Below are 26,953 nucleotides of genomic sequence, written 5' to 3'. Positions count from 1 at the left end.
ACGCCGCCCCGACCCCCGACCCACGACGCCATCCCGACCACCCCGACTTAACCTTTTGTGACGTGGGGCATAGCCTGGGATCAGATCCCGGGTCAGAGAAGACCCGGTGCTCGTCAGAGCCGGGAGGGCAGAGAAGTGTCACAGAACGTTGCTCAGAAACTCATATCGAGCCATCTGGTCGAGGGGACCATGACCCCGGGCGAGGAGATCGCCGTGAAGGTCGACCAAACCCTGACTCAGGACGCCACGGGGACCATGGTGATGCTCGAACTCGAGGCCATGGGCCTGGACCGCATCCAGACGGAATTGTCGGTCCAGTACGTGGACCACAATCTGTTGCAGACCGACGAGAAGAACCCCGATGACCATCTGTTCCTCCAATCCGCGGCACAGCGATTCGGGTTGTGGTTCTCCAAGGCGGGCAACGGCGTCTCCCATCCGGTGCACCAGTCGCGTTTCGGGCGCCCCGGCGCGACCATGATCGGTTCCGACTCCCACACATGCGCCGCGGGTGCCCTGGGAATGTTGGCCATCGGCGTCGGGGGACTGGAAGTCGCGATGGCCATGGCCGGTCAGCCCCTGTACGTCTCGATGCCCGAGGTTTGGGGCGTCGAACTCACCGGCGAGTTGCCGGATTGGGTTTCCGCGAAGGACGTCGTCCTGGAAATGCTGCGTCGTCATGATGTGAAAGGCGGCGTCGGTCGCGTGATCGAGTACCACGGCCCCGGTCTGAAGGGGCTGACGGCGATGGACCGGCACGTCATCGCCAATATGGGTGCCGAGCTCGGCGCCACGACGAGCATTTTCCCCGCCGACGACGCCGTGCGCGACTATCTCGACGCCGTCGGCCGACCCGACGACTTCCAACGGATCGAGGCCGACGACGGCGCGACCTACGACGTCGAAGAGCACATCGACCTGTCTTCCCTGGAGCCACTCATCGCCAAGCCGTCCTCACCCGGCAATGTGGTCCCGGTGGCCGAGGTCGAGGACGAGGACGTGTTCCAGGTGGTGGTCGGGTCGTCCGCGAATCCTGGATTGCGGGATTTCGCGGTGGTCGCCGAGACTCTTCACGGACAGCAGACCCACCCGCAGGTTTCGGTGGACGCCAATCCGACCTCCCGCGAAGTTCTGGCGGACCTCATCGCGGGAGGTTGGCTGACGTCATTGGTGTCGGCTGGGGCTCGTATTCACCAGTCCGGGTGCATGGGGTGCATCGGTATGGGGCAGGCACCGGCCACGGGTCGCAACTCGTTGCGCACGATGCCGCGCAATTTCCCGGGTCGTTCCGGTACGGAGGAGGACGCCGTGTGGCTGTGTTCTCCGGAGACGGCCGCCGCGGCCGCGCTGACGGGCAAGATCACGGATCCGCGAACCCTGGGCGAGAGCCACGGCATCGACTGCCCCAAGCCGAAAATGCCGGAGAAGTACAGCGTCAACGACGACATGTTGCTGCCCCCGCCTGAGAAGGAAGAGTCGTTGCAGGTCGAGCTCGTGAAGGGACCGAACATTTCCTCCCTGCCCGAGTTCGAGCCTCTCGACGACCGCCTGGAGGCCCCGGCCCTGTTGGTGATGGGGGACAACGTGTCGACGGACGAGATCATGCCCGCCGGGTCCCGCGTCCTGCCGTATCGCAGCAATATTCCGAAGATTTCGGAGTTCAGTTTCACGCGGATCGACCCGAGTTACCCGGAGCGTGCCGGTCAGGTGGACGGCGGCCACGTGGTGATCGCGGGCGACAACTACGGCCAGGGATCCTCCCGCGAGCACGCCGTGATCGCCCCGCGGTACCTCGGCCTGCGCGCGGTCATCGCGAAATCCTTCGCCCGCATCCACTGGCAGAATCTGGCCAACTTCGGCATCCTCGCGCTTCAGTTCGACGACGACGCCGACTATGAGGCCGCGCAGCAGGGCGACGTCGTCGTGCTGGAGGATCTGCGCAACGCGTTGACGGGCGGCCGCACTGTGAAGGCAACCATCGGCGGTCGCGAGACCACACTGCACCACAGCCTGTCCGAGCGTCAGGTGGAGATGGTTCTGGCGGGCGGACGCATTCCGCTGACGGCGCAGTCGGTCTGAAGGCTTGTCCCACCCTTCCGATCCGCGGATGCCGGCCCCGCGCCTTTCGGTCGTGTTCCGAGCCTGCCGGCCGACGCCGCGGCCCGAACGTCCGTAGGTCCTTGTCACGTGTGACGCCGCCGAGTCGGAATCCTGGAATCACCGACCCGCGGGCATAGAGTCGGGGGAAGAGTGAAAGGGATCTAGATCACATGAGCCAAGTTGTCACGACCGAAACCAAGGATTCCGCGCTGGTCATCACCCTGAACCGGCCGGAGAAGAAGAACGCCATCAACGCCGAGGTGGCCGGCGAGTTGCGAGCCGCGGTCGAAAAGTTGGAATCCGATCCGGATCTGCGCGTCGGCATCCTGACGGGTGCCTCGGGGACGTTCTGCGCGGGGATGGACCTCAAGGCAGCTGCGAAGGGCGAGAACGTGAGCATCGAGGGGCACGGATTCGCCGGATTCGTGCAGACGGTCACCAGCAAGCCCATGATCGCCGCAATTGAGGGCTTCGCGCTGGGCGGAGGCCTGGAAATTGCGCTGAACTGCGACCTGATCGTTGCCGCCGGATCGGCAACTCTGGGGTTGCCCGAGGTCACGCGCGGCCTGATTCCCGGGGGAGGCGGGGCCATTCGTGTTCCGCAACGCATCCCGCACCACCTGGCGATGGAGCTGCTCCTGACGGGCCAAACCTTCACGGCCGAGAGAGGCCACGAGATCGGCCTGGTCAACCGGGTGACCGAGGAAGGACACGCTCTCGAAACCGCCACCGAGCTCGCCGCAGTGATATCCGCCAACGCGCCGCTGGCCCTGGCCGCGGTCAAGGATGTGGCCAGGATGGCCGAGAACACCACGGAGCAGGAGGCTTTCGCGGGTCAGGCGCGGATCGTCGATTCCTTGAAGCTGTCGGAGGACTTCGCCGAGGGGGCCGCGGCATTCGCCGAGCGCCGGAAACCCCAGTGGCAGGGACGCTGATCCATCTCCACGGGCCGAACGACGACGACCCGGCCGAACGACGGCGACCCAGACCCGCAACGAACCATGACCAGACGGAAAGAAGGACCAACCATGTCCAAACCAGCCAACACGACGTCCGATTTTCTCGACTACGCCTCGCTCCTCAGCCCGGAGGAGCAGTCTGAGCTGAAACGTATCCGCGAGTACCTTGCCACGGAGATCAAGCCCCTGGCCGAGAAAGCATGGGACGCCAGCGAGTTCCCGAAAGACTTGTTCAAGAAGCTGGCACCCTTGGGAACCGCAGCGGGAAGCTACCCCGAGTACAGCAGGGTCCAGGTCACGCCCCACAGCGAATTGTTGGCCGGATTCATCCGGATCGAGATGAACAAGACCGATCCTTCCTTCGCCGTCGCGGCAGGTGTGCACACGGGCCTGGCGATGGGCTCCGTGGCCGGTGGCGGCGACGAGGAGCAGCGTCAGCGCTGGTTGCCGGACATGGTGGACATGTCCCTGATCGGCGCGTTCGGACTGACCGAGCCGGAGGGCGGATCGGACGTGTCCGGCGGAATGCGGACCACAGCCACGCGCGACGGCGACGAATGGGTGCTCAACGGCGCCAAGCGCTGGATCGGCAACGCAACGTTCGCGGACCTGGTGGTGGTCTACGCCAGGGACACCGCGGACGACCAGGTCAAGGCCTTCGTGGTCGAGAAGGGGACCGAGGGGTTCCACGCCGAGAAGATCCAGGGAAAGATCTCCCTGCGCACGGTGGAGAATGCGGACCTGACCCTGACCAATGTTCGGGTGCCCGAGAAGAACCGGTTGCAGAACATCAACGGGTTCCGGGACGTTGCCAAGATCCTGCGGGACACGAGGGGCGACGTCGCCTGGCAGGCCACCGGCGTCGCAATGCGTGCCTATGAGGTGGCCCGCGAGTACGCCACCACCCGCGTCCAGTTCGGGAAACCGATCGGCGGATTCCAGATGATCCAGGACCTCTTGGTCAAGATGCTCAGCAACGTCACGGCCATGCTGGGCATGGTCATCCGTCTGGGCCAATTGGCCGAGAACAAGGAGGACACCTCGGCACAGGCGGCGCTGGCCAAAGCCTTCTGCACGACCCGCATGAGGGAGACGGTCGCCTGGGGCCGAGAGCTGTTCGGCGGGAACGGTATCGTGCTCGAGTACGAGATCGCCAAGCTGTTCGCCGACGCCGAGGCCATCTACTCCTTCGAGGGATCCCGCGAGATGAACACCCTGATCGTGGGCAAGAACATCACGGGGCTCTCAGCCTTTGCGTGAGCCGTTGCGCTGAGCGGGCTCGCTGAAGATCTCGAAGGACCCTGTCTTCCAGTAGTTCTCGATGTTCTCCAGCGACTGCCCGCTCGTCTCGGGGACGAGGCGCAGCACGTAGAAGAACGCCGCGAGGGAGAGGACTCCGAACACCAGGAAGACCACGGACCCGTACGAGGCGATGGCCGGGGGAACCATGGAGGAGAAGATCGCGTTCATCAGGTACTGGGCGAACGTGACCACGCCCATGCCGACGGCGCGCAGACGCAGCGGCAAAAGCTCCGGGACCAGGAGCCAGAACACGGGTCCCATGCCGAATCCGAAGGAGAACGTGTAGAGGAAGACGAGCACCACCGTGATCCATCCCGATTCCGGGAGGACCCACAGTGCAACCATCGACAGGGTCTGGCCGGCCATGGACCAGGCGAGCATCGTGACTCGGCCGACCCTGTCGATCATCGGGAGGGCCACGGCGGTGGAGACCACCAGGGCGATGCCGACGCTGTAGTTCGCGATCAGGCCCGCGTTGCTGCCGAGGCCTTCGAGCTTGCCGAAGATGATCGGGGCGTAGTAGATCACGGCGTTGATCCCCGTGAAGACCTGGAAGAAGGTCAGCCCCAGGAGCAGGAGCACGGGTTTGCGCGCGTGCGAGACAAGGTCCTTGACCCCACCACGGGTCGTGTTGAGCATTTCCTTCATCTCGCGGACTTCGAGTTCCGCGATCTGCGGTGTCCCGCGCAGCGTGCGGAGAACCTTGAGTGCCTTGTTCTCGCGTCCCCGGGTCAGCAGCCAGCGGGGGCTCGGGGGCGCAATGTACATGCCAATGAAGAAGACGACGGCCGGGACGGCGCCCAGGGCCAGGATCCACTCCCAAGCTCCCGAGGGAGCGAGGGCGCCGCCGACGACGTACGCCGAGAGGATCCCGCAGTTGACCGCCAGCTGGTACAGGCCGGACAACATGCCTCGGATTCTCGTGGGCGCCAGTTCCGACAGGTAGATCAGCCCGAACATGTTGGCGATTCCGACGCCGAGGCCCAGGAAGAACCGCCAGGCGCCGACCAGGCCCGCCGAGGTGGCCAGACCGCAGCCGATCGACCCGACCACGAAGATCACTCCGGCCACGAGCAGCAGGTGCCTCCGGTCGAAGCGAAGGGCGGCCACGGAGGCCACGACGATCGCGGGAAGGGACCCGAACAGGAGCATCGACGTGATCGCTCCGACCGAGCCCTCCGAGAGCCCGAAGTCCTCGATCATGGGTGGTAGGGCCGCCGAAATGGCCCCGGAGTCATATCCGTACAGGAGCCCGGACAGGCCCGCCAGGAGCGCGATGAGGTATACGCGCGGCGGGATCTTTTCGTGGGCTCTGTCGAGGGTCTTCTGGGGCGACGTCGATGTCTGGCTCATGCCGTGTTCCTCTCCGGCGAGCCCGCCGCTGGAGGACGGGCCGATTCTGATGGTCGAAGTGTTCAGCTGCGGGGTTCCCGCGGGGGAGTCGCCCCGAGATCGGGGACCGGTTCTTTGCCGATGTGGACTTCCATGTCGTCGAAGCCCGGCGTCGTCGGTCTGGACGCCGTGGGGCGGTCCAGGTAGAAGACCGCGGTCGAGGCGATGTCGTCATGGAGCGGGAGGTAGCGCCACCCGCTCCGCCATCCGAGGGCCTGGATATCGATCGACAGGTTCTGGTGGAAACGGATCGGGTCCGGCAGGTGCCAGCGGTACAGGCCGAATCGCTGCTGACTTGCGTAGAGCCCGTCGGGCCGAATCACCTGGGGCATCCCGAGGTAGGGGGTCGAGAACTCCTGGTACCCGTGGCCGGGTACGTCGAAGTTCCAGGCGCCTCCGAAATAGTCCTCCGTGCCGGTGCCGCAGATGGTGGGGTAGGCGTCGTCGCCGTCGAGGTAGAACTTGATCTCGCCTTCGCCCCACCAGCCGCTGGAATTGCTGCCCCAGGCAATGTAGGTGCCCGCGTAGTGCCCGGATCCCTCGACGCCGTCCAGAATCGTGTGCGTTGTCTTGTCAGGCAGAGGGTTGCTGCGCCGCCATTGGGCGTGGAAGTAGGCCTCGTCGCTGTAGTCGCCACCGATTTCGTAGGTGATCTGGAAGTAGACCGTCGCCACGACCTCGGAGGTGTTCTCGAGCGTCAATCGGGCCGATTCCTTGAAGGGCATGGGCCAGTAGGAGTTGAAGCCGCCCTGCGGGTTGGCCGCGATCGGTTGGGAGCTGACCTGTGAGAACTCGCCCCACCCGTTGCAGAAGAAGTCTCCGTACGGGACCTCGACGGCAGGTTCGGAGGCGCCGTCCCAGAAGGCCCGCAGGAGCAGTGTCCGCCAGTGATCGGTGTGGGTGGTGATCCACACGTGAGTGATGCGGCCGGGTTCGCGGATGTTGGCGAGGTCGAACGTCTCACCAGGGGCGATATCGACGCTGGGCGAAATCTTCCACCCGGGCCCCAGGTCCCGCGCGGCCGCGGCCCCGGTCCCTTCCGTGGCGCGGCCCCCGCCTCCGGGGGAACCGTCGAAGTTTTCGGGACTGATCGAACGGGTCGAGACATTGCGGAGGCGAGAGATGCCGGCGAGATCTGCGGCCATCACGGTTCACCACACTTCCTTGTGACGGGGAACATCATCTGAGTAATCGATTACCGACACGCTACGGGCGGAGGGCCGGGGTGTCAATAGGGCAACTGCGCGTCTTGGGCGGGGTATTCTTCTGGTGGGAGAAATCGTTTACTTCCGGGGGCCACGGGCGCCGCGGGCGGCCTCGGCGGTTTCGGCGGTCGAACCTGCCGAGGTGGCACTTTCGTGCGGTCCTTTTCGCGAGGTGGCACTCCCGTGCGGTCCTTTTGGCGAGGTGGCACTTTCGTGCGGTTTTTGCCCTGAAAACCGCACGGACTTGCCACCTCGCGGGTCGGCGAGAGCCGAAAACGCACGCCATTGCCACCTCGAGGTCGTTCCTGACGATGCCTTCTCCCGAGGTGGCATTCGCGTGCGGTCCTTTTCGCGAGGTGGCACTTTCGTGCGGTTTTTGCACCCAAAACCGCTCAAATCTGCCACTTCGCGGGCCGAGCAGGGCCGAAAACGCACGCCATTGCCACCTCGAGTCGCTTGATGGCCCGCGGCGACGGCGTCGTGCTTCGTGAGGCGGTTGTGAACGGTGGTGGGGTGGCGCGCGTGGTGGCACAGTCGTCTTCAGGTTGGCGAAGGGCCTCGGTCGGGAGGAGGTTGCCCGATTGCGAGGCGATGCCTGCCGTTAGGTGGTGCTATAGCCGCCTCCTAACGCCGGCAACTGCCACCAGTTCGGCCAACCCCCACCCAACGCGCCGGAATTAAGGGGGCAAAAACCCGAGAGAAACGCCGGAATTCGGCACCCAATCGGGCAACCCCCACCCAACGCGCCAGAAACACGGGGCAACGACGCGAGAGAAATGCCGGGACTCGGCACCGAATCGGCCAAACCCCACCCAACGCGCCCGAATCGCGGGACAACGACGCGAGAGAAATGCCGGGACTCGGCACCGAATCGGCCAAACCCCACCCACGGACGGAATTCGACCGGAGTCATGGGCTGTACCAGGAAGGCCGGAGGTGGCGACGAGCTTCTGACGTCGCCCGAAAGATCTCTATTGACTAGGAAATACACAATTGCGCGCGCAGTGACCCGCGCCCGACGCCGCCCTCACACTCCACGCACCGAGCCTCCGACGCCGCCCTCACACCCCGCGCACCCGAGCCTCCGACGACGCCCTAGCGCCCAGCGCGTCCGAGCGCCCGACGCCGCCGCCGCCAAGCCCGAACCCAAACGTCACCCCCGCGAAGGAGGCCCGCCGGCCGTGGATTCTCGCTCGATGACTTTCGAACTCAGCAGCGTGGTCCGGGGCATCTCGTTCGGTGCAGCGATGCGGTCGATGAGCATCTGCGCGGCCAACCGGCCCGTGTCGCGGATGGGCTGTTGGATCACGGAGACCGAAGGGGTGACCAGGCGGGTCCAGATGTCGTCGTCGGTCGCGAGGAGTGCGGGCGGGTTGGGAAGCCCACGGATGGCTTGGAAAGCACCCGCCGACATGCGGTTGTTGGTCACGAACACGCAGTCGATGTCGCCGTCGTCCAGGATCTCGGTCATCGCGGTGAAGCCCGAGTCGAAGTGCAGATCCCCGCGGTAGAGGGCCGGCGCGCCACCGGCTGAGGTCGACCACGCATGGGAAAAGCCCAGCAGCCTGTCCTCGGTGGTCGTCAGGGTTTCCGGACCGGTGATGCACGCCGGCCTGCGGAATCCCTTGTCGCGAAGGTGAACCGCGGCCTGTCGGCCGGCGTCCATGTTGTCCGTGGCGATGCGGTCGACCTCGACGTCGGGCAGGCGCCGGTCGACCAGAACCACCGGGATGTTGGCCTCCGTCAGGGGTGTCAGGCCCGACCAGCTCTCGTCGGAGGGAATCGCGATCACGCCGGCCATGCGCCGGGCGACGATCTGGTCGAGGTACGTCTGTTCTTGGTCCGGCTCATTGCCCGTGTGGCACAGCATCACGGAGTAGCCGGCGCTTCGGGCCGCAGGTTCCACCTCGCTGACCACCTGCGAAAAGTACGGGTTGTCGGCGTCCGGGATCAGCACGGCGATCTGGGAACTGCTGCGAGCCCGCAGGGACCTGCCGGCCGCGTTGGGCACGTATCCCGTGGCTTTTACGGCCTCCCGGACGCGGCGCGCGAGTTGCTTGTCCACATTGGGGGCGTCGTTCATGACCCGCGAGACCGTGGCCGACGAGACTCCCGCACGCTCTGCGACGTCGCGGACTGTCGGTTCGGACCGGGACATGGATCCTCCGAGGGGTTGTGATGGGGTGCGGGACGCGGGAGGCCGCGGTGTGGCCTCCCGCGTCACACGGACATCTGCCAGCTTACTGGACGCACATGCTCTGCCGTCGCACCCGCCCGCGGTCAGGCGATCCGGACGTCGCCGCACACGTGCACGGTGACACCGATGCGGGAGAACAGTGCGGCCTTCGCGGTCAGGGCGCGGTCGGCGGCGTCGGCGTCGTCACCGTAAACGATCTGCACGTGATTCGCCTTGTGGCGAGCCATGAACTGGTTGCGGTCGACCCCGTGCAGGACGACGTTCGCGACCGGCCACTCGGGGTTGGTCGCTTCCTTGCGGCGCTGGGTCTCCTCGTCCGGGAGTTCGACGACGCTCCCGCGGCCGACGTCGGCGTGCAGGGCACCGTCCTGGATGTAGACCCTGGACCAGACGATCTCGCCGGGCTTCGAGACGCCGTTGATCGTCGATCCTCCCGCGGGGAAGAAGACCGGGTCCTGCCGCCAGCCTTCCGCGCCCTCGTAGCCGCCGGGCAGGTGGGAGGCTGGGACCGAACCGGAGATCTCGTAGACCCAGACGTATGCTCCGTCGAATTCTTCTCCCCAGCGGACGTCGTGAAGGGTCGTGGCCGGGTCCATACCCATCGCGGTCCAGACACGGTTGGTGACCAACGCGTCCACGGCCACGCCTTCGTCCACCTCGTTGAAGTTCGGCAGAGCTTGGCCGTCCCACAGCACGCGGGAGCCGTCGCGACTGGTCACCGGAGGCCGGTACTCGTTATTGAGCAGCCCCTCGACCAGGTCGGAGGCGGGGCAGGTGTCCTTGAGCCCTTGCTGATACTGGATCCCGACGGCGTCGAGCCCGAAGTCGTCGGAGATCCGCATCGCCGCGATGTACATCTTGTACTGCGCACGAAGCTGCTTCGGGGTGAGCTCCGTGGCCTCGTCCTCGCCCAGGCGGAACGTCATGCCGGCGTCCTCGAGCCACCGTCCGACGGCGTCGGCCTCCTCGTCGGACACCGTGCTCATCTCGGCGACCAGCGCGGACTGAGAGAGGCGTTCCTTGTAGACGCCGATGGGGTTGAGCAATTCGTCGTCGATGATCGCGTTGTACATTCCCATGCACCCCTCGTCGAACACGCCGATGATCGCCTTGTCGGTCAGCAACTGGTCGCCGAGGGCCTCGCCGAGACGTTTCTCCTCACTGTCTTCCAAAGCGGGGAGGTCGCGAACATGGGACGCGTCCTGGGTGACCGATCCGGTCGAGAGCCATTCCCGAACGCCGTCCCTGAACCAGTCGTCGGTGCCGTCCACGGTCCAGAGGGTCGAGTACTCCCGGCCCATCTTGGTGAGGCTTCCGTTGAGGTTGAGCAGACCCACCAGGCCGGGCCACTCGGGGGCGAAATTGGCCACCGTGAGGATGGGGCCGCGGTGCGTGCGGAGGCCGGCGAGGACGTGGTGGCTGTACTGCCAATTGGCGGTCGCCACGATCAGCGGAGCGTCGCGGGGGATGTCGCGGAAGACGTCGATCCCCATTCTCTGGGACCGAATGAAGCCGTGGCCCCGCTCCTGGTCGGGCTCGAACCCGCGCTGCACCGACCATCCGGTCGATTCGACGGCGTCGGTGACGAGCCGTTCCAGCTCCTGCTGGGCCGACCAACTCGCCGTGTTGGCGCTTTCCCGCAAGTCACCGCTGGGAATCAGGATGACCGTCTGCTCGGGCGCCTCCGGAGACGGCGCCTGCGGTGGGAACCGGTAGGTCGTGGGTGCAGAGTCAGTCATGGCATCTCCTTCGAAGCTCGTCGATACGGGTGACCGCATCGTGATTCGCTTTCCGTGGGAAAACGATTACTGACCGAAACCGTACGAGCGGAGATATGTGATGTCAATACTCCATCTGGTGAGCACGACGCCGCCAGCGCACCTGACACAAGGAAAAACAGGGTAGAGGGACCAAGAACCGAAGGCGGTGAGGAATGGGCGAAAAATGTGATCCAGGTCTTGTTGGAGCACGTTCCCTCAACTATGGTGTGCCGCAGGCAATAAATCGATTACTCACCTCGCAGCCCATGAGAGTCCGGATCCCGCATCGAGCCGACGCCGGGGCCGGCACACCGAGAAAGGCCTCTACCGTGCGACAACACCATCGCCTGATCACCACGAAAACAGTCTTTGTGCTGGGGGCACTGGGGGCGCTCCTGTTCGGATACGACAACGGCATCGTGGCCGCCGCCATCCTCTTCGTCCCGGACGAACTCCCGCTGTCGCCGACGGTCGAAGGACTCGTCGTGAGTTCCGGCGTCATCGGAGCCATGGTCGGATCCATCTCCAGCGGGCCCCTTGCGGACAAGATCGGACGGCAGCGCATGCTCCTGGCGGCCGCGGTCGTCTTCCTGATCGGGGCCGCTGGGGCCGGTGCCGCGCCGACGGCGGAGGTCCTGGTCGCATCCCGACTCGTCCTGGGTCTGGGGATCGGTATTTCTTCCGTGGTGGTGCCGCTCTATCTGGCGGAAATGGCGCCGGCAAGCCGCCGGGGGATCGCGACCTCGATGAACCAGTACCTCATCGTGGTCGGCACGGGCGTGGCCGGCGGCGTCGGGTTCGTGTTGTCCTTCAGTGGGTCCTGGCGTTGGATGCTCCTGATCGGAGTCTTCCCGGCGTTGGTCCTGTTGCTCGGAATGCTGTTCATGCCGGATACGCCTCGGTCCCTGACGCGGCGGGGCTATCCCGAGAGGGCACACGACGTGCTGCGCACCATCCGGAACGATCCCGCAGAGGCGGACGCCGAATACGCGGAAATCAGCGCGGTTGCTGCGAAGGATATGGAGGACCGGTCCGACAAGGGTCCGGATGGCACCGGGAGCGGAAAAGCCTCGGGCCGATGGAGCGAGGGCTGGGTCGCCAAGCTTTTGGTCATCGGCGTGCTCCTTGCCGTGTTCCAGCAGGTCACGGGTATCAACGCGGTGGTCTACTACTCGCCGAGCGTGTTGACTGACCTGGGCCTGACGCCCACTCAGTCCCTGCTGTTCTCCTTCCTCAACGGGATGCTGAATATCGCCACGATCGCCGTGGTCGTGCACATGAAGATCGTGGATCGGCGCGGCCGCAAGCCGCTGCTCCTGACCGGTGTCGCCGGTTTGATCGTGAGTACGGCCGCGATCGGCCTCGTCACGATCTTCGGTGAGCCCGGCTCGGTGGTGCAGGTCGTGGTCACCATTCTGGCCTTCGTCCTGTTCACGAACGTCTTCTCCGCAACGTGGGGCCCGGTGCTGTGGGTCATCCTGGCCGAGATCTTTCCGCTGCGCATCCGCGGGTTCGCGATGGGAATCGCGACACTGTTCAACTGGTTGGCCGCATTCGCCGTATCGCAGTCGTTCCCCGTGCTGCAGTCCCACGTGGGAGCGGGGCCGATCATGCTGGCCTTCGCGGTGATCGGCGTCGTGATCGTGCCGATTGTGATGCGGTGGGTCCCCGAAACGAAGGACAGGAGCCTGGAAGAGCTTGAGGTGGACTTCCGGCTCGGAAAGTCCTGACCTCGCCCCTGCCGCGTCCGGGCCGGATGGGCGTAGCATGGCCGCACCGGACCATCCGAGGGCCCGGAATACTCGCACCACGGCAGTTGCTCGTGGCGAAAGGGGTCGTTGACCATGTTCGCCGTCTCACCCGCCCTCGTCTCCATCGTTCTTCTGTTGGTTCGCGCCGTACTCACCGTGGCCTTCGTCCGGGAGTTCTTGGTCAAGGCCAAGGATGTTCCGGCGTTCGCGAAGGCCGACGGCCTGGCGGTTCCTGTGGCCTGGTTCGTGACCATTGCGGAACTGGCGGCCGCCGTGGCCTTCGCGACGGGCGTGCTGGCGCAATGGGCAGGACTGGGCGTGGTGGTCCTGATGATCATCACCACGAGCCTGCATGTCATGGCCTGGCACAGCCCGTACTGGGCGACCAAGGGCGGACCCGAATACGACATCCTTCTGCTCACGCTGGCCGCTCTCATCGTGGTTCTGGGTCCGGGCGCCCTCTCGGTACCCGGCCTCGCCGGCGCCTGATCGCGGGGGAGCGGGAACCGGCAGTCCACACGTCCGTGTCCCCATATGAGGACTGGTTGGCGTACTTTACCTCCCGGCAGGTAAAGTGACCGGGGTGAGCGAAGATACGAGAGCGCGCATCCTGCGCGCGGCCAAGGAACTTGCGGAGGAACAGGAGTCGGTCCAGGGGGTCACGGTGTCCCTGGAATCCGTCTCTCGCCGGGCGGGCCTGACCAAGCAGGGCCTGATGTACTACTACTCGAGCAAGGAAAATCTGATGCTCGGGATGGTCGAGCACGCCGCGGCCCGGTGGGACGGCCTGTTGCGAGACCACACGGGCGCTGCACCGGAAGCCCTCTCCGTGTTCGAGCGGTATCGGGCCTACGCCGCCGTTGCCACGAGCGCCGAGGTTTCCCGCGCGGATTACTGGGTGTTTTCGGAGGCGCTCTACCACCCGAAGCTCGGGGAGCCATGGCACAGATTCCTGTCGCCGTGGTTCGCGGTCGACGACGTCGCGGACGAGTCCCGCTCCCTGCTCACGGCAGCCCGGTTCTGCGCGGATGGTGCCTGGATGTCCGAGGCCACCGGTGTGTTCCCTGCGGAGAACCTTGCGGACGTGGGGGTCCGTGCCCAGGAATTGATCGATCAGGCCGAGGCGCAAGGAGGTTACCGATGAAGAAGTGGTGGTTGCTCACGAGCGCGATCTTCGCCGAGGTCACCGGAACCATGTCCTTGCGCGGTGCCGTCGACAACCCGGCGTGGGTGCCCGTGGCCGTCGTCGGATACGTGGGAGCGATCCTGTTGCTCGGGTCGTTGCTGCGCGCGGGCCTGCCGGTCGGGTTGGCGTACGGGATCTGGAGCTCTGTCGGCGTCGCCCTGACCGCGATCCTGGGCTGGGCGCTTTTCGGCGAGGCATTGTCACTGACCGGAATCTTCGGCATCGGCCTGATCATGCTGGGGGTGTTGGTGATCGAGACCGGCACCGAATCCCATTACCCGGCGACGGTACCGATCCCGGTCGTTTCCGAGGAGCGCCCATGAGTTGGATCTGGTTGGCTTGTGCAATAGTCTCCGAGGTCGCGGCCACGCTGAGTCTGCGCGGATCGGACGGATTTAGGAAAAAGCGCTGGATTGCGCCCATCATGATCTTCTACGCGGCGGGATTCACGTTCCTCGGGCTCTCCTTGCACGCCGGGATGCCGGTGGGCGTGGCGTACGGGATCTGGACGGCGATCGGTATTGCACTGATCGCCCTGTTGGCCCGCGCGATCTGGAAGGATCCCCTCACCAAGCGCATGGTTCTGGGTATCGTGCTCATCATTGCCGGGGTCGCCCTCGTCGATCTCGGGTGAGCCGCTCGCGGAAGAGACATTGTCTAGACTGGCCCCATGCGTGTGATCCTTCAGAGAGTCGAACGTGCACAGGTGACGGTTTCGGGCGAGGTCGTCGGCCGGATCGACGAGCCGGGGCTGGTGGCGCTGGTCGGCATCACTCATGAGGATGGAGACGCCGAAATCGCCAAACTCGCGGACAAGACCTGGAATCTGCGCCTCCTGGACGGGGAGAAGTCCTGCGCGGACGAACAGGCACCGATCCTGGCCGTCAGCCAGTTCACCCTGTACGGCGACGCCAGGAAGGGGAGGCGTCCTTCGTGGTCCAAGGCGGCGCCGGGGCCGGTCTCCGAACCACTGTTCGAGCAGTACGTTTCAGCCCTCCGCGGTTTGGGGGCCACGGTCGAGACGGGTCGTTTCGGCGCAGAAATGAAGGTCGAGCTGGTCAACGACGGCCCGTTCACCGTCGTCCTGGACAGCGCCGACCTGCTCTGACGCGCCGCCGGCCCCTCCGATAGGCTGGGTGCGTGACCCAATCTCTTTTCGACAGCGACGACGAATCCTCCCCTGAGGAGTCCGCGAGTGGCCGCTCGACCGGCCCCCGGAGTCCTTTGGCCGTGAGAATGCGTCCGCGCACGGTCGACGAGATCGTGGGGCAGGAGCATGCGCTCAAACCGGGCTCTCCCTTGCGCGTGCTGGCGGGGGAGGACGCCGGCCCGGCGGGGCCTTCCTCGGTGATTCTGTGGGGCCCGCCTGGTACGGGCAAGACGACGATTGCCCACGTGATCGCCCGCGGTTCCTCCCGCAAGTTCACCGAGCTTTCGGCCGTGACCGCAGGGGTCAAGGACGTCCGGGCCGTGATCAACCAGGCCCTGAACGACCGTGACCTGCGGGGCATCACCACGGTCTTGTTCCTCGACGAGATCCATCGCTTCACCAAGGCTCAGCAGGATGCGTTGCTGCCGGGAGTCGAGAACAGGTGGGTCGTGCTGGTCGCGGCCACGACCGAGAACCCGTCCTTTTCGGTCATTTCCCCGTTGCTCTCGCGCTCGATCCTGGTCACGCTCAAACCCTTGGACAATGAGGCGATCGGTGGCCTCCTGGATCGCGCGGTCTCCGAGGAGAGAGGGCTGCGCGATCAGGTGTCCCTGTCCGACGCCGCCCGACGCCACCTGGTCGAGTTGTGCGGGGGAGACGCGCGCCGGGCTCTGACCGCCCTCGAGGCGGCGGCCGCCGTCGCGTACGGTGAGGCCACGGACAGGTCCGGCGCCGTCGAGATCACCGAGAAGCACACGGAAGAGGCGTTGGACAAGGCGGCCCTCCGCTATGACAAGGGCGGCGACCAGCACTACGACGTGATCTCGGCGTTCATCAAGTCGATCAGAGGCTCCGACGTCGACGCCGCCCTGCACTACCTGGCACGCATGATCGAGGCCGGTGAGGACCCGAGGTTCATTGCCAGAAGGCTCGTGGTCCACGCGAGTGAGGACATCGGGATGGCCGACCCGACGGCGTTGCAGACGGCCGTTGCCGCGGCGCAGGCCGTCCAGCTCATCGGTCTTCCCGAAGCGAGAATCAACCTCGCGCAGGCCGTGATCCATTTGGCCACGGCCCCGAAGTCCAACGCGGTGATCACCGCAATCGACGAGGCCATGGGCGATGTTCGTTCCGGCAAAGCCGGCCTGGTTCCGCCGCACCTCCGGGACGCGCACTATCCGGGCGCCGCCCAACACGGACACGGCAAGGGGTACGTGTATCCGCACAGCGTGTCCCACGCCGTGGCGGCCCAGCAGTATGCCCCGGATGAGCTGGTCGGGCGCGAATACTACCGACCCACGGAGTACGGCTCGGAGAAACCCCTCCGGCAGCGGCTGGGGATCATTCGCAGGATTCTGGGTACCTTCGGCGTCAAATAGCCCCTTGACGAGAGTCGAGACTGCATCGGGAGGAAATCCCAGTGTGATTCCTTTTTCACATCAATATTGTGCCCTTCTTTGATATGCAACCACTACTCCTGCAGTGTTTTCGCAGGTCATTCCCAAGAATGTATTTCGATCCAAAACTATCTGAGATGAATTCGTTCTGGCGTGGGTACATATCGAGGGAGTGCGGATCGGCCTCCGGTTCCGAGGTGGCCCAGAAGCTCCGCTAGCGGGCGGCACGGGCGGGATGATGAGCCTCCCGAAGTGGTGTCCATGAAGTGGACTTCTCGTGTCGTCCCGGCGTGTCTCGATCGAAATATTTTCGGACGCAGAGCGACGGTGTCTGCGCTAATGGAAAGAATAATCGATTAGTTGAACGAAGATTTTGTTGTCGCCGTGTGCAATAGTTCACTCGCTATGGGAAAAGATGGCATCTAAGCTACCGAGTGAGTTTCCGGGTGGACTCCTTTTTGCCTATCCGGGAACGCCCCTCGCAGACCTGTCGGACATCCCGTCCGCCCGATATGAAAGCACCCCATGACACAGCAGAACTTGTCTCGCCGCACCCTGGCCAAGGGCGCGGCATGGTCGGTCCCCCTGGCGGCCGCCTCCGCTTCCGTGCCGGCCCTCGCGGCCTCGCAACCCGGCGCAGATCCCTCGGACCCTTGCCTGACCAAGGATGAGGTGCAGGGGCCGAAGATTAATTGTGCCCGTATCCTTCAAGCCTTCAACTCCTTCACCGGCCTTCGGGACTACGCCACTTCCTTTGGAGGGTGGGCCAACGCAAACCTCCAGTACTCGATCACCGTGCGAGCCACGTGTTGGCCGAATGCCCAGCCCATGGAAGTCAATACTTATGCTGGCGGAAGTTTTAATCACCAAGTTCCTCGGCCGTACGTGGTGCTTCCACGAGCGGGAGGCAAAAGATTCACCGGCCGGTCGACCTTGGGCAATCGCGCCCAGTCGGGTGCGAGAGCGGGAATTCCCTTGTCTGGGACCATTCAATGGAGCAAATCTGATGGCTCAGATAGTTTGGATTGGACGGGAGCGCAGGTCACCATCCCTCTCGAGTTCAACTGGTCAGACCATGGGGACCACACCTGTATATTTGACCTGAAGTTCGATTTGTCCGGAGGTTGGACGGGGCTCCTTGCGAGCCGTAAACCCATGACGAATTATCGTCTCGTTTTGCACGCCGAGTAACCACGCCTGAGTATCAGGAGCCGGGCGCGTCCCCTCCTCGTCGGGAGGGTGTGACGCACCCGGCTCTGTTCCTCCTGGTCGGGAGCACACGAAGAAGCTAGACTGGGGCGTTGGCTGGCAAGCTCCCCAAAACGCACCCCATGGGTGATCACCGGGGCAGTTGTAGTGAGGGTTGCGGCTGACCCACAGCTCTCCACCGTGCGAAACGTGCACGGAACCGTGGAGGCCAGTAACAGCAGAACAAATGATCGTGCTCCACCGCGTCGCACGGTCAACCGCATGAAAGGCACATTGTGGCATCAACTCCCAAGAGCAAGCGCGCCCGTAACCTGGTGCGCAAGTCTCGCGCCCTCGGAATCCCGCTGACTCCGAAGGCCGAGAAGTACTTCGAGCGTCGCCCGTACGGTCCCGGCCAGCACGGCCGTGCCCGCAAGAAGGCCGACTCGGACTACGCCGTCCGTCTGCGCGAGAAGCAGCGTCTCCGCGCGCAGTACAATATCCGCGAGACCCAGATGCTCCGCGCATACCAGGAAGCCAAGCGCACCGAGGGCCGGACCGGTGAAATCCTGCTCCAGATCCTCGAGTCGCGCCTGGACGCACTGGTCCTCCGCGCGGGCTTCGCCCGCACGATCGCTCAGGCCCGCCAGATGGTCGTGCACCGTCACATCATGGTCGACGGCGTCCGCGTGGACCGCCCCTCCTTCCGCGTGAAGGAAGGCCAGCTGGTTCACGTGCACCCGAAGTCCGAGAAGATGGACCCGTTCCAGGTTGCCGCCACCGGCGCCAACCAGGACGTCCTCCCGGATACCCCGGCGTACCTGAATGTCGAGATCGACAAGCTGCACGCCAAGCTGGAGCGCAAGCCCCAGCGCAGCGAGATTCCCGTCACGTGCGAGGAACAGCTCGTCGTCGAGTACTACTCGCGCATGTCCTAAGGCGTCCAGCCTTGCTCCGATGGCCCGGGCAAATGCCCGGGCCATCGCCGCTTTAATAGGGCAATGAATGACAGTGCCATGCCGTAAACTGTCACTCGTCCCGGCAAAAGCAGCCAGCGACCGTCGGGACCCAATCGATTCCACCAGAGGAGACGGTGCATTCATGACGGGCGGAGCAATCGCAGGGCTCATCGCGGCCGGGGTATTCGCGATCCTCGTGGCCCTCCTCGCGATGCCGATCATCAAACTCGGCAAGGTCTTCGACGAAATCCGTGAGACCGTCCGGCAGATCAATGCCGGAACCGGTCCGCTCATCGACGAAGTCACCAGAACCGTCACCACCACCAACTCGCAGCTCGCCAAGGTGGACGGCATCACCGACAACGTCTCTGACGCCTCGGCCAACGTGTCCGCTCTCTCGAGTCTCGTCGCCTCCACCGTCGGACAGCCCCTGATCAAGGTCGCCTCGTTCTCCTACGGCGTCCGCAAGGCCTTCCGCACCGAGAGCGACGGCAAACAGAACGGGCACCGGGCCCAAGGGCAGGACGCCGGCACGGCGACCGGAGCCGGCCGGACCTCAGAGACGGGAGAAGGCCGATGAGCTGGTGGTCCAAAGCAGGTTTGCTGCTCGCTGGGGCGGCCGCAGGATATGTCGCGTCCAAGCGAGGCGGGCAGATCGTCCAGACCGCACAGGAACTAGTGGTGAGGGACCCCATGCAGGTCGAGAAAAGGGATGAGGGCCACGGAACCGTCAGCAGGATCTGGTTCTCCGGCGCCATGACACCGGTCCGGCAGGGTGCACTCAAGGCCCTCAAATTCACGGCCACCGTCAAACAGGGCATGGCCGAACGGGAAGAAGAACTCACCCAGAAGTACGCGAACCAAAAGAAGGACATCCGCCCCGGTTCACTCGACACCTGGGACAAGCCCCTCGAAAGCCGCCCCGTGGACGCGGAAGTCACCGAGCCACAGGCCTCGGCCCAAGAAGCGGAGTCCATCGAAGAACTCCCACCCGACTTCTTCCTGGGATCCGGCAAGGACCCCAGGAACGGTCAGTAGCGCCGCACGCGGCGCACCAAGCACCCCAATCCCACGGACACGACAACGTCACTCAAGACACTCAGGACGAAGGACTAATAGCCGATATGCTCTCTCAGGAAATCAAGCAGCGCTGGATCGAATTCTTCGAAGAACGCGGACACACCGTCGTCCCGTCCGCCTCCTTGGTCTCGAACGAAGCCGGTGCGATGTTCACGATCGCCGGAATGGTCCCGTTCATCCCGTATTTCCTCGGCCGGGAGAAGGCCCCTTACAAGCGCGCGACCTCCGTCCAGAAGTGCATCCGCACTCTGGATATCGACGAAGTCGGCAAGACCGCCCGCCACGGCACCTTCTTCCAGATGGCCGGGAACTTCTCCTTCGGCGACTACTTCAAGGAACAGGCGATTCCCTTCGCCTACACGCTGCTGACCTCGCCGCAGTCCGAGGGCGGCTTCGGCCTGGACCCCGAACGCCTCTGGGTCACCGTGTACGAAGGCGACCAAGAAGCCTTCGACATCTGGACGCGCGACGTCGGATTCCCCGAAGAACGCATCCAGCGCATGAACATGCAGGAGAACTACTGGTCCACGGGCCAGCCCGGACCCGCCGGCCCCGACTCGGAGATCTTCTACGACCGCGGCCCCGCCTACGGCAAGGAGGGCGGACCCGCGGCCGACGACGATCGCTACATCGAGATCTGGAACCTCGTGTTCATGCAGTTCCAGCGTGGTGAGGGCATCGGCAAGGACGACTTCGAAATCCTCGGCGAGCTCCCCAAGAAGAACATCGATACCGGCCTGGGCTTCGAGCGCCTGGCCATGCTCCTCCAGGGGGTCGAGAACTTCTACGAGACCGACCAGGTCCGCCCAGTGCTCGACGCCGCCTCGGAGCTGTCCGGCAAGAAGTACTTCGGCTCGGAGTCCGCCGAGGACGAAGGCTACGAGGACGACGTCCGGCTCCGCGTGGTCGCCGACCACATCCGTTCGTCCCTGATGCTCATCTCCGACGGGGTGACGCCGTCGAACGAAGGCCGCGGCTACATCCTGCGTCGCTTGCTGCGCCGCGCGATCCGCGCCATGCGTTTGCTCGGAGTCACCGAACCGTGCCTGCCGGTGCTGTTCCCGACCTCCCGGGACGCCATGAAGGGCGCCTACCCCGAGGTCGCCGACGACTTCGACCGCATCTCCCGCATCGCCTACGCGGAAGAGCGGGCCTTCCTGCACACCATCGAGTCCGGGACCACGCGCCTCAATGAGGCCGTCAAGCACGCCAAGACCGGCGGCGGATCCGTCACGGGCGAAGAAGCCTTCGCCCTGCACGACACCTACGGCTTCCCGATCGACCTGACCCTGGAGATGGCCTCCGAGGCCGGCGTCGGCGTGGACGAAAAGGCCTTCCGTTCCCTGATGCAGGAGCAGCGGCAGCGCGCCCAGGCCGATGCCAAGGCAAAGAAGGGCTCGCACGAGGACCTCGGTGCGTTCCGTGAGCTGGTCGACGAGCGCGGTTCCGTGTTCACCGGGTACACCGAGCTCAGCGGTCACACCCGCGTCCGCGCGATCCTGCAGAACGGGGTGACCGTCCCGGCCGCGTCCCAGGGCGCCCAGGTCGAGATCGTCCTGGACGAGACCCCGTTCTACGCCGAAGCCGGTGGTCAGGCCGCCGACTCGGGCATGATCACCGGAAACGGCTATGCGATCCGTGTTCATGACGTCCAGCAGCCCGTCCGTGGGCTCAGCGTCCACAAGGGCGAGGTGACCGAGGGCGAGGTCGTCGCCGGCGTCGAGGCCCAGGCCCAGGTTGATGTGCAGCGCCGAAAGGACGCCGAGAAGGCCCACTCGGGCACGCACATCGTGCACGCGGCCCTGCGCAGCGTGCTCGGCCCCGAAGCCATGCAGCGCGGCTCCTTCAATAAGGAGGGCTACCTGCGCTTCGACTTCGCCTGGACCGACTCGCTCTCGCAGACCGTCCGCGAGGAAGTCGAGGGGCTGTCCAACACCGCGATCCGTGACAACTACGAGGTCATCACCCGCGAAATGCCCTACGACGAGGCCAAGGCGATGGGAGCCATCGGGCTGTTCGGCGAGAAGTACGGCGATGTCGTGCGCGTCGTCGAAATGAACGGTGACTTCTCCCGCGAACTCTGCGGCGGAACGCACGTGAGCAGCTCGTCCGAAATCGGCTCGCTCTCGCTCATCTCCGAGCAGTCCGTCGGGTCCGGCAACCGCCGCGTCGAGGCGCTGGTCGGCCTGGATTCCTTCAACCACCTGGCGGCAGAACGGACCCTGGTCAGCCAGCTGAGCGACCTGATGAAGGTCCAGAACTCGGCCGACCTGCCGGAGAAGATCAATTCGACGCTCAACCGGCTCAAGTCGGCGGAGAAGGAGCTCGAGAAGCTGCGCAAGGAGAAGCTCCAGGCGGAAGCGGGGCGACTCGTCGAATCCGCCGAACTCATCGGGGGAGTGCGGCTGCTGGCCCACAACGCGGGAGACCTCGCCGCCGACGACGTCCGCAACCTGGCCACCGACCTGCGGCACCGCCTCGGCGAGGAAGCTGCCACGGTCATGGTCGCCGGGACCAACAACGGGCGGCCCGTGGTCGTCGTGGCCACCAATCAGGCTGCGCGCGACCTCGGCGTCAAGGCCGGGGCCCTGGTCAAGACCGCGGCCGGTGCCCTCGGCGGTGGCGGCGGCGGCAAGGACGACCTCGCTCAGGGCGGTGGACAGGACCCCGCGAAGATCGACGAGGCCTTCACCCAGGTCAAGAGCCAGGTAGCCCAGGCGGGCAAGTAAAGAGACCGTGTTCGAACGAGGCAAACGCATGGGGGTCGACGTGGGCAATGCCCGCGTCGGCCTGGCTCTGAGCGACCCCGACGGAATCCTGGCGACGCCGCTCCAGACCCTGAAGCGCAACGCCAACACGAATTCGGATCGCCGAGTCCTGCGCAAACTGGTCACGGTCCACGAGGTCACGGAAATCTTCGTGGGCCACCCCCGCACCATGAGCGGCGGATCGAGTGCTTCCACGCAGATGGCGGAGGAGTACGCCAACGCCCTGGTCGCGGAACTTCGTGACGAAGGCGTTACAGACATTCCCGTGTGGCTCGTGGACGAGAGGCTCACCACAGTCTCTGCTCACAGGTCCCTCCACGACGCGGGCGTGTCTTCACGAGACTTCAAGTCCGTGGTCGATCAGGTGGCAGCGGCTAATATTCTTCAGCAGGCGCTCGACGCGCTCAAAGCCGATCGGGCGGTGGCCGGTTATTGTATTAACTTGGAACCGCACGCCGCTGACAATGATTCGGTGACCGATGACGTCGAAAAGAATGGAGAACTTCCGTGAGCGAAGATTCATCACGCCAACGCCGTGGGGAGTCTTCGGGCGATGACAACGAGTCCTTTCACGGACTTTTCTCCCCGACTGAAGCCGAACGAAGAGCGGGCGTTCGTGGCCTGCGCATCGAGCAGGAGCACCTGACCCCGGAGCAGGCACGGCGTCGTTACGCGCGGCGTCGTCAGGTCCTGGTTTCGGCGACCATCGTCTTCGTCATCGCTTTCGTGGTCTCCGCATCGATCCTGGGACCGCGCATGGGTCTGTTCGAGGTCAAGGACTACCACGGGGACGGCAACGGCAAGAACGTCAGCATCACCGTCAGCCAAGGCGATTCGAACGCATCCGTGGGCCAGCGCCTCGAGCAGAAGGGCGTCATCGCGAATTCCGAGAAATTCGTGGATGTCATGGAGGACAAGGCGTCCAACAAATTCATCCAGCCGGGAACATTCGAACTGCAGGAACACATGAGTTCCGAATCCGCGATGAATTCCCTCATCGGCTCCGGCAGCGCGAAACATTACGTCGCCATCAGCCAGAACCAGCGCAAGGACGAAACCTTCGACGCCCTGGCCAAGGGCACGGGCATCAGCGTGGACGAATTCAAGGCCCTGGACAACGACCCCGGACAATTCGGCGTCCCGGACAAGTTCACGTCCCTCGAAGGATTCCTGCACCCTGGCGAATACCGCTTTGACGCCGACGCCTCCGCGAAGGACGTGGTGCAGGAAATGGTCGACAAGACCAAGAAGGACCTGAAGAATGCCGGCGTGAAGGGCGACGACCGCATCTTCCACGTGGTCACGGTCGCCTCGATCCTCGAATTCGAGGGCACGCCGAAGGACTACAAGGGCGTTGCCGGTGCCATTGAGAACCGCATCGACAACCCGGACGGAGAGACCCAGGGCTTCCTGCAGTCCGACGCCACGGTCGCCTACGGACTGGGCAAGAAGACCTACCAGATCAGCGACGAACAGAAGCAGGACGCCTCCAACGGGTACAACACCTTTGCGAACAAGGGTCTGCCCCAGGGGCCCATCGGCTCGCCGGCGTCCAACGCGATCAAGGCTGCTGCGCACCCGGAGAAGAACGACTACTACTACTGGGTGACGGTGAACCTGGACACGGGCGAAACCAAGTTCGCGAAGACCTACGACGAACACCAGAAGAACGTGGACGAGTACGACCAGTGGTGCTCCGAACATGAGGGCAAATGCGTCTGACGGAGGGAACGCAGGGTCCCTGGGCGGGCGTTCTCGGTCACCCCGTGGGGCACAGCCTGTCACCGGTCATGCACCGCGCCGCCTACCAGGTCCTGGACGTCGGCATCCGGTACGGGTCCGAGGACGTCGAGGAATCCGCGTTGGCGGACACGGTCCTTCCGGCACTTCGGGACCCGTCATGGAGAGGTTTCTCCGTGACGATGCCCCTGAAGTCGGAGGCCATCCGGTTCGCGGATCGGCTCACGGGTTTCGCGCAGAAGGTAGGGGTCATCAACACCCTCGCCCGCGTGGGCGATCCGGCCCAGGAGGACCCGGCAGGGGGAGAGGGGCGGGTGCTCGGACACAACACGGACGTGGCCGGCATCGTCAACGCGTTGTCGTTGACCGGCCTGTCCGCAGGTCCCGACCCCCGGGCCGCCATCGTGGGTGGTGGTGGCACGGCAACGGCCGCGGCCGCGGCCCTGCACGTCCTGGGCGCAGCCAGGTGCACGGTATTCGTCCGTGACGAGTCGCGGGCACACCGAGTGGCCGACGTCGCTGACCGGATCGGCATGGATCTGGATTTCGAACCCCTTGACCGGGCCCCCGAACGGTTGAAGGATTTCGACCACGTCGTCTCGACTCTTCCGGCCCGGGCCTTCGACGAATACGCCCCGAACATCACGGGTGACCTCGGTGGATCGGCCGTGCTGGACGTCTCCTACGATCCGTGGCCGTCGGAGCTGTCCACGGCCGTGGAAGCCCGCGGGGGCACCGCGGTCTCGGGTCGTGAAATGCTCTTGTACCAGGCCGTGGACCAGATCAAACTATTTGTCGGACAGAGCCTCGTCGAGGACCTGCCGCATCAGCAGGACGTCATCTCGGCCATGGCATCTGCCCTCGGCCTCCCGGCGCGCACCTTCGTTCCGCGGACGGTGTGCGACGACGCCTTGCTCCAACCGAGACGATGAAGGACACCATCACGTCGTTGCGCCCGGAACTGCGGGGCCGCGCGCCACACATGATCACCGAAAGATGAGGTAGAACCGTGACATTGCGTTGGCTGACCGCCGGAGAGTCCCATGGAGAGGCCCTGGTCGGAATCATCGAGGGGGTTCCCGCCGGCGTCGAGCTCACCTCGGAACACATCCGTCGCGCACTGGCCCGCCGTCGTCTCGGATACGGTCGCGGTGCCCGGATGAAATTCGAGGAGGACAAGGTCCGGATCCTCGGCGGAGTCCGTCACGGACTCACGCAGGGCGGGCCCGTCGCGATCGAGATCGCCAACACCGAATGGCCCAAGTGGACCGACGTGATGTCGTCCGACCCCGTGGACCCGTCACTGATCGAGGGCCGGGCCCGAAACGCACCATTGACTCGCCCCCGCCCCGGCCACGCAGACTTCACCGGGATGCAGAAGTACGGTTTCTCCGAAGCCCGGCCCGTTCTGGAAAGGGCCAGCGCCAGGGAGACAGCCACACGCGTTGCCCTCGGCGTGGTTGCTGCGCAGATTCTGGCCGCTCTCGGGGTCGGGATGGTCAGCCATACCACCGCCATCGGATCGGTCTCGGCCCCCGAAGACGCCGAACGTCCGTTGCCTCGGGACGTCGAATCCCTCGACGCCGACCCGCTGCGCTGCTTCGACAAGCCGACCTCGGACTCGATGGTCGAGGAGGTCGACGCCGCCCACAAGAACGGCGAGACGCTCGGCGGCGTCGTCGAGGTCCTCGCGTACGGCCTGGTCCCGGGGCTCGGATCCTACGTGCACTGGGACCGTCGCCTGGATTCCAGACTCGCCGGCGCCCTGATGGGCATCCAGGCGATCAAGGGCGTCGAGGTCGGTGACGGATTCCTGACGGCAGCCCGTCCCGGCACGGAGGCGCACGACGAGATCACCCAGGACGAGCAGGGACGGGTCCGGCGCACGACGAACCGCGCGGGCGGCATCGAGGGCGGCATGAGCATCGGTGATGCCCTGCGAGTGCGCGCCGGAATGAAACCGATCGCCACCGTCCCGCGCGCGCTGAAGACCGTGGACACGGCCTCCGGCGAGGCAACCACCGCGCACCACCAGCGTTCCGACGTGTGCGCGGTGCCGGCCGCCGGCGTGGTTGCGGAAGCGATGGTCGCCCTGGTCCTCGCGGACGCCTACACCGAGAAATTCGGGGGAGACTCGATCGAGGAAACCCGACGCAACGTCGAGGGGTACCTGGACTCGATCCCCGAGGAGCTGGATTTCGCGCCGAATACCGAAGGCTGGGACGCATGAGCCAGGTGGGGCAGGAGCCGCAGCCCTCCTCCGAACCTGCCGGCCCCGTGGTCCTGATCGGTCCCATGGCGGCGGGGAAGTCGTTCCTGGCACTGCACCTGTCCAAGTTCCACGGGTACGGCTTCGTGGACACGGACCAGCAGATCGTGGAACGCCACGGGGTGATCGCGGAATTGTTCACCCGGTACGGTGAGAAGTACTTCCGGGATATCGAGGCGGACACGATCGAGGCCATTCTCCGTTCGCCGGAACACCAGAACGCCGTGGTCTCCGTCGGGGGCGGCGCTCCGATGACCCCGCGTGTGCAGGAACTGCTCAGGAAGCATACGGTGGTTTACGTCCAGGTGGACGTGGACACGGTCAGACCCCGGATCGAGGGAAACACCACGCGTCCCATGCTCCAACCGGACCCCATCGCACGGTGGAACGAGATCTTCCGCGAACGCCGCGAGACCTACGAAGAGCTGGCCACCGTGATTCTCGACGCCCGCGGCGATCGAGAAATCTCCACGATGGCCGAGGAACTGCACGACATCATTCGCTCGACACGCTCCGCCTGAACGATGCGGGCCGGCGGGAAACCCCACGC

Annotated in this window: 23 protein-coding genes; 19 read left to right on the top strand and 4 right to left on the bottom strand. The window is 65.0% G+C overall.

The window, feature by feature from the left end; translation table 11 throughout:
• Window positions 1-135: 135 nt before the first annotated feature.
• The 3 genes from EWU68_RS03655 to EWU68_RS03645 all read left to right on the top strand — a co-directional run bounded on the left by EWU68_RS03655 (window position 136) and on the right by EWU68_RS03645 (window position 4,319).
• Window positions 136-2,079, top strand: coding sequence for an aconitate hydratase (locus tag EWU68_RS03655; RefSeq protein WP_129314454.1), 1,944 nt, complete (start codon window positions 136-138; stop codon window positions 2,077-2,079).
• 191 nt (window positions 2,080-2,270) lie between these two features.
• The gene (locus EWU68_RS03650; protein WP_129314453.1) at window positions 2,271-3,035 is read left to right on the top strand and encodes a crotonase/enoyl-CoA hydratase family protein; all 765 of its coding nucleotides are present in this window, start codon (window positions 2,271-2,273) and stop codon (window positions 3,033-3,035) included.
• A 93-nt stretch (window positions 3,036-3,128) separates the two neighbouring features.
• Window positions 3,129-4,319 (top strand): acyl-CoA dehydrogenase family protein, encoded by a 1,191-nt coding sequence (locus EWU68_RS03645; RefSeq protein ID WP_129314452.1) that lies wholly within the window; start codon window positions 3,129-3,131, stop codon window positions 4,317-4,319.
• Here EWU68_RS03645 and EWU68_RS03640 read toward each other — a convergent pair.
• From EWU68_RS03640 to EWU68_RS03625, 4 genes are all read right to left on the bottom strand, one after another.
• The gene (locus tag EWU68_RS03640; RefSeq protein ID WP_129314451.1) at window positions 4,305-5,714 is read right to left on the bottom strand and encodes a sugar porter family MFS transporter; all 1,410 of its coding nucleotides are present in this window, start codon (window positions 5,712-5,714) and stop codon (window positions 4,305-4,307) included. The genes EWU68_RS03645 and EWU68_RS03640 overlap by 15 nt on opposite strands.
• A gap of 62 nt (window positions 5,715-5,776) precedes the next feature.
• Window positions 5,777-6,898 (bottom strand): glycoside hydrolase family 172 protein, encoded by a 1,122-nt coding sequence (locus EWU68_RS03635; protein WP_156265363.1) that lies wholly within the window; start codon window positions 6,896-6,898, stop codon window positions 5,777-5,779.
• Window positions 6,899-8,111: 1,213 nt separating this feature from the next.
• Window positions 8,112-9,116 (bottom strand): LacI family DNA-binding transcriptional regulator, encoded by a 1,005-nt coding sequence (locus EWU68_RS03630; RefSeq protein ID WP_129314449.1) that lies wholly within the window; start codon window positions 9,114-9,116, stop codon window positions 8,112-8,114.
• Window positions 9,117-9,238: 122 nt separating this feature from the next.
• Entirely contained in the window at window positions 9,239-10,894 is a 1,656-nt protein-coding gene (locus EWU68_RS03625; protein ID WP_129314448.1) for a fucose isomerase, read from the bottom strand.
• A 350-nt stretch (window positions 10,895-11,244) separates the two neighbouring features.
• On the opposite strand from EWU68_RS03625, the gene EWU68_RS03620 reads away from it, so the two are divergent.
• From EWU68_RS03620 to EWU68_RS13140, 16 genes are all read left to right on the top strand, one after another.
• Window positions 11,245-12,645: a sugar porter family MFS transporter gene (locus EWU68_RS03620; protein ID WP_162421355.1), complete on the top strand. Its 1,401-nt coding sequence runs from the start codon at window positions 11,245-11,247 to the stop codon at window positions 12,643-12,645.
• A 114-nt stretch (window positions 12,646-12,759) separates the two neighbouring features.
• Entirely contained in the window at window positions 12,760-13,155 is a 396-nt protein-coding gene (locus tag EWU68_RS03615; protein WP_129314446.1) for a DoxX family protein, read from the top strand.
• A 94-nt stretch (window positions 13,156-13,249) separates the two neighbouring features.
• Window positions 13,250-13,810 carry a TetR/AcrR family transcriptional regulator gene (locus EWU68_RS03610; protein WP_129314445.1) on the top strand — a complete coding sequence of 187 codons (561 nt, stop codon included), beginning with the start codon at window positions 13,250-13,252 and terminating at the stop codon, window positions 13,808-13,810.
• Complete coding sequence (locus tag EWU68_RS03605; protein ID WP_129314444.1) at window positions 13,807-14,175, top strand: DMT family transporter; 369 nt, start codon at window positions 13,807-13,809, stop codon at window positions 14,173-14,175. Before EWU68_RS03610 ends, EWU68_RS03605 begins: the two co-directional genes overlap by 4 nt.
• Window positions 14,172-14,486: a DMT family transporter gene (locus EWU68_RS03600; RefSeq protein WP_129314443.1), complete on the top strand. Its 315-nt coding sequence runs from the start codon at window positions 14,172-14,174 to the stop codon at window positions 14,484-14,486. Before EWU68_RS03605 ends, EWU68_RS03600 begins: the two co-directional genes overlap by 4 nt.
• A gap of 36 nt (window positions 14,487-14,522) precedes the next feature.
• On the top strand, window positions 14,523-14,960 hold the full coding sequence (gene dtd, locus EWU68_RS03595; RefSeq protein ID WP_129314442.1) for a D-aminoacyl-tRNA deacylase: 438 nt from the start codon (window positions 14,523-14,525) through the stop codon (window positions 14,958-14,960).
• A 32-nt stretch (window positions 14,961-14,992) separates the two neighbouring features.
• The gene (locus tag EWU68_RS03590; protein ID WP_238692283.1) at window positions 14,993-16,381 is read left to right on the top strand and encodes a replication-associated recombination protein A; all 1,389 of its coding nucleotides are present in this window, start codon (window positions 14,993-14,995) and stop codon (window positions 16,379-16,381) included.
• 1,502 nt (window positions 16,382-17,883) lie between these two features.
• Window positions 17,884-18,525 carry a 30S ribosomal protein S4 gene (gene rpsD / locus EWU68_RS03585; RefSeq protein ID WP_129314441.1) on the top strand — a complete coding sequence of 214 codons (642 nt, stop codon included), beginning with the start codon at window positions 17,884-17,886 and terminating at the stop codon, window positions 18,523-18,525.
• Window positions 18,526-18,688: 163 nt separating this feature from the next.
• Window positions 18,689-19,126, top strand: a complete 438-nt coding sequence (locus EWU68_RS03580; RefSeq protein WP_129314440.1) for a DUF948 domain-containing protein — start codon at window positions 18,689-18,691, stop codon at window positions 19,124-19,126.
• Window positions 19,123-19,584, top strand: a complete 462-nt coding sequence (locus EWU68_RS03575; RefSeq protein WP_129314439.1) for a hypothetical protein — start codon at window positions 19,123-19,125, stop codon at window positions 19,582-19,584. Before EWU68_RS03580 ends, EWU68_RS03575 begins: the two co-directional genes overlap by 4 nt.
• A gap of 86 nt (window positions 19,585-19,670) precedes the next feature.
• Complete coding sequence (gene alaS, locus EWU68_RS03570) at window positions 19,671-22,355, top strand: alanine--tRNA ligase (RefSeq protein WP_129314438.1); 2,685 nt, start codon at window positions 19,671-19,673, stop codon at window positions 22,353-22,355.
• A 28-nt stretch (window positions 22,356-22,383) separates the two neighbouring features.
• A complete protein-coding gene (ruvX, locus tag EWU68_RS03565; RefSeq protein ID WP_129314536.1) occupies window positions 22,384-22,905 on the top strand; it encodes a Holliday junction resolvase RuvX in 522 nt (173 codons plus the stop codon).
• A complete protein-coding gene (mltG, locus tag EWU68_RS03560; RefSeq protein WP_129314437.1) occupies window positions 22,902-24,116 on the top strand; it encodes an endolytic transglycosylase MltG in 1,215 nt (404 codons plus the stop codon). Before ruvX ends, mltG begins: the two co-directional genes overlap by 4 nt.
• The gene (locus tag EWU68_RS03555) at window positions 24,107-25,066 is read left to right on the top strand and encodes a shikimate dehydrogenase family protein (protein WP_129314436.1); all 960 of its coding nucleotides are present in this window, start codon (window positions 24,107-24,109) and stop codon (window positions 25,064-25,066) included. The genes mltG and EWU68_RS03555 overlap by 10 nt, the downstream gene beginning before the upstream one ends.
• A 77-nt stretch (window positions 25,067-25,143) precedes the next feature.
• On the top strand, window positions 25,144-26,364 hold the full coding sequence (aroC, locus tag EWU68_RS03550) for a chorismate synthase (protein WP_129314435.1): 1,221 nt from the start codon (window positions 25,144-25,146) through the stop codon (window positions 26,362-26,364).
• Window positions 26,361-26,924: a shikimate kinase gene (locus EWU68_RS13140; RefSeq protein ID WP_202976677.1), complete on the top strand. Its 564-nt coding sequence runs from the start codon at window positions 26,361-26,363 to the stop codon at window positions 26,922-26,924. Before aroC ends, EWU68_RS13140 begins: the two co-directional genes overlap by 4 nt.
• The last annotated feature ends 29 nt before the right edge of the window (window positions 26,925-26,953 follow it).

This window comes from Rothia koreensis, assembly GCF_004136575.1.
GTDB classification, from domain to species: domain Bacteria; phylum Actinomycetota; class Actinomycetes; order Actinomycetales; family Micrococcaceae; genus Rothia; species Rothia koreensis.
Note: the sequence above shows the minus strand (reverse complement) of the source record. Positions and strands in the feature narration are given on the sequence as shown.

Bases quoted from the DNA above. Each gene is read 5' to 3' on its own strand.
- EWU68_RS03650 (WP_129314453.1), top strand. From the start codon at position 2,271: ATGAGCCAAGTTGTCACGACCGAAACCAAGGATTCCGCGCTGGTCATC.
- EWU68_RS03645 (WP_129314452.1), top strand. From the start codon at position 3,129: ATGTCCAAACCAGCCAACACGACGTCCGATTTTCTCGACTACGCCTCG.
- EWU68_RS03640 (WP_129314451.1), bottom strand. From the start codon at position 5,714: ATGAGCCAGACATCGACGTCGCCCCAGAAGACCCTCGACAGAGCCCAC.
- EWU68_RS03635 (WP_156265363.1), bottom strand. From the start codon at position 6,898: ATGGCCGCAGATCTCGCCGGCATCTCTCGCCTCCGCAATGTCTCGACC.
- EWU68_RS03630 (WP_129314449.1), bottom strand. From the start codon at position 9,116: ATGTCCCGGTCCGAACCGACAGTCCGCGACGTCGCAGAGCGTGCGGGA.
- EWU68_RS03625 (WP_129314448.1), bottom strand. From the start codon at position 10,894: ATGACTGACTCTGCACCCACGACCTACCGGTTCCCACCGCAGGCGCCG.
- EWU68_RS03615 (WP_129314446.1), top strand. From the start codon at position 12,760: ATGTTCGCCGTCTCACCCGCCCTCGTCTCCATCGTTCTTCTGTTGGTT.
- EWU68_RS03605 (WP_129314444.1), top strand. From the start codon at position 13,807: ATGAAGAAGTGGTGGTTGCTCACGAGCGCGATCTTCGCCGAGGTCACC.
- EWU68_RS03600 (WP_129314443.1), top strand. From the start codon at position 14,172: ATGAGTTGGATCTGGTTGGCTTGTGCAATAGTCTCCGAGGTCGCGGCC.
- dtd (WP_129314442.1), top strand. From the start codon at position 14,523: ATGCGTGTGATCCTTCAGAGAGTCGAACGTGCACAGGTGACGGTTTCG.
- EWU68_RS03580 (WP_129314440.1), top strand. From the start codon at position 18,689: ATGACGGGCGGAGCAATCGCAGGGCTCATCGCGGCCGGGGTATTCGCG.
- EWU68_RS03575 (WP_129314439.1), top strand. From the start codon at position 19,123: ATGAGCTGGTGGTCCAAAGCAGGTTTGCTGCTCGCTGGGGCGGCCGCA.
- alaS (WP_129314438.1), top strand. From the start codon at position 19,671: ATGCTCTCTCAGGAAATCAAGCAGCGCTGGATCGAATTCTTCGAAGAA.
- ruvX (WP_129314536.1), top strand. From the start codon at position 22,384: ATGGGGGTCGACGTGGGCAATGCCCGCGTCGGCCTGGCTCTGAGCGAC.
- EWU68_RS03555 (WP_129314436.1), top strand. From the start codon at position 24,107: ATGCGTCTGACGGAGGGAACGCAGGGTCCCTGGGCGGGCGTTCTCGGT.
- EWU68_RS13140 (WP_202976677.1), top strand. From the start codon at position 26,361: ATGAGCCAGGTGGGGCAGGAGCCGCAGCCCTCCTCCGAACCTGCCGGC.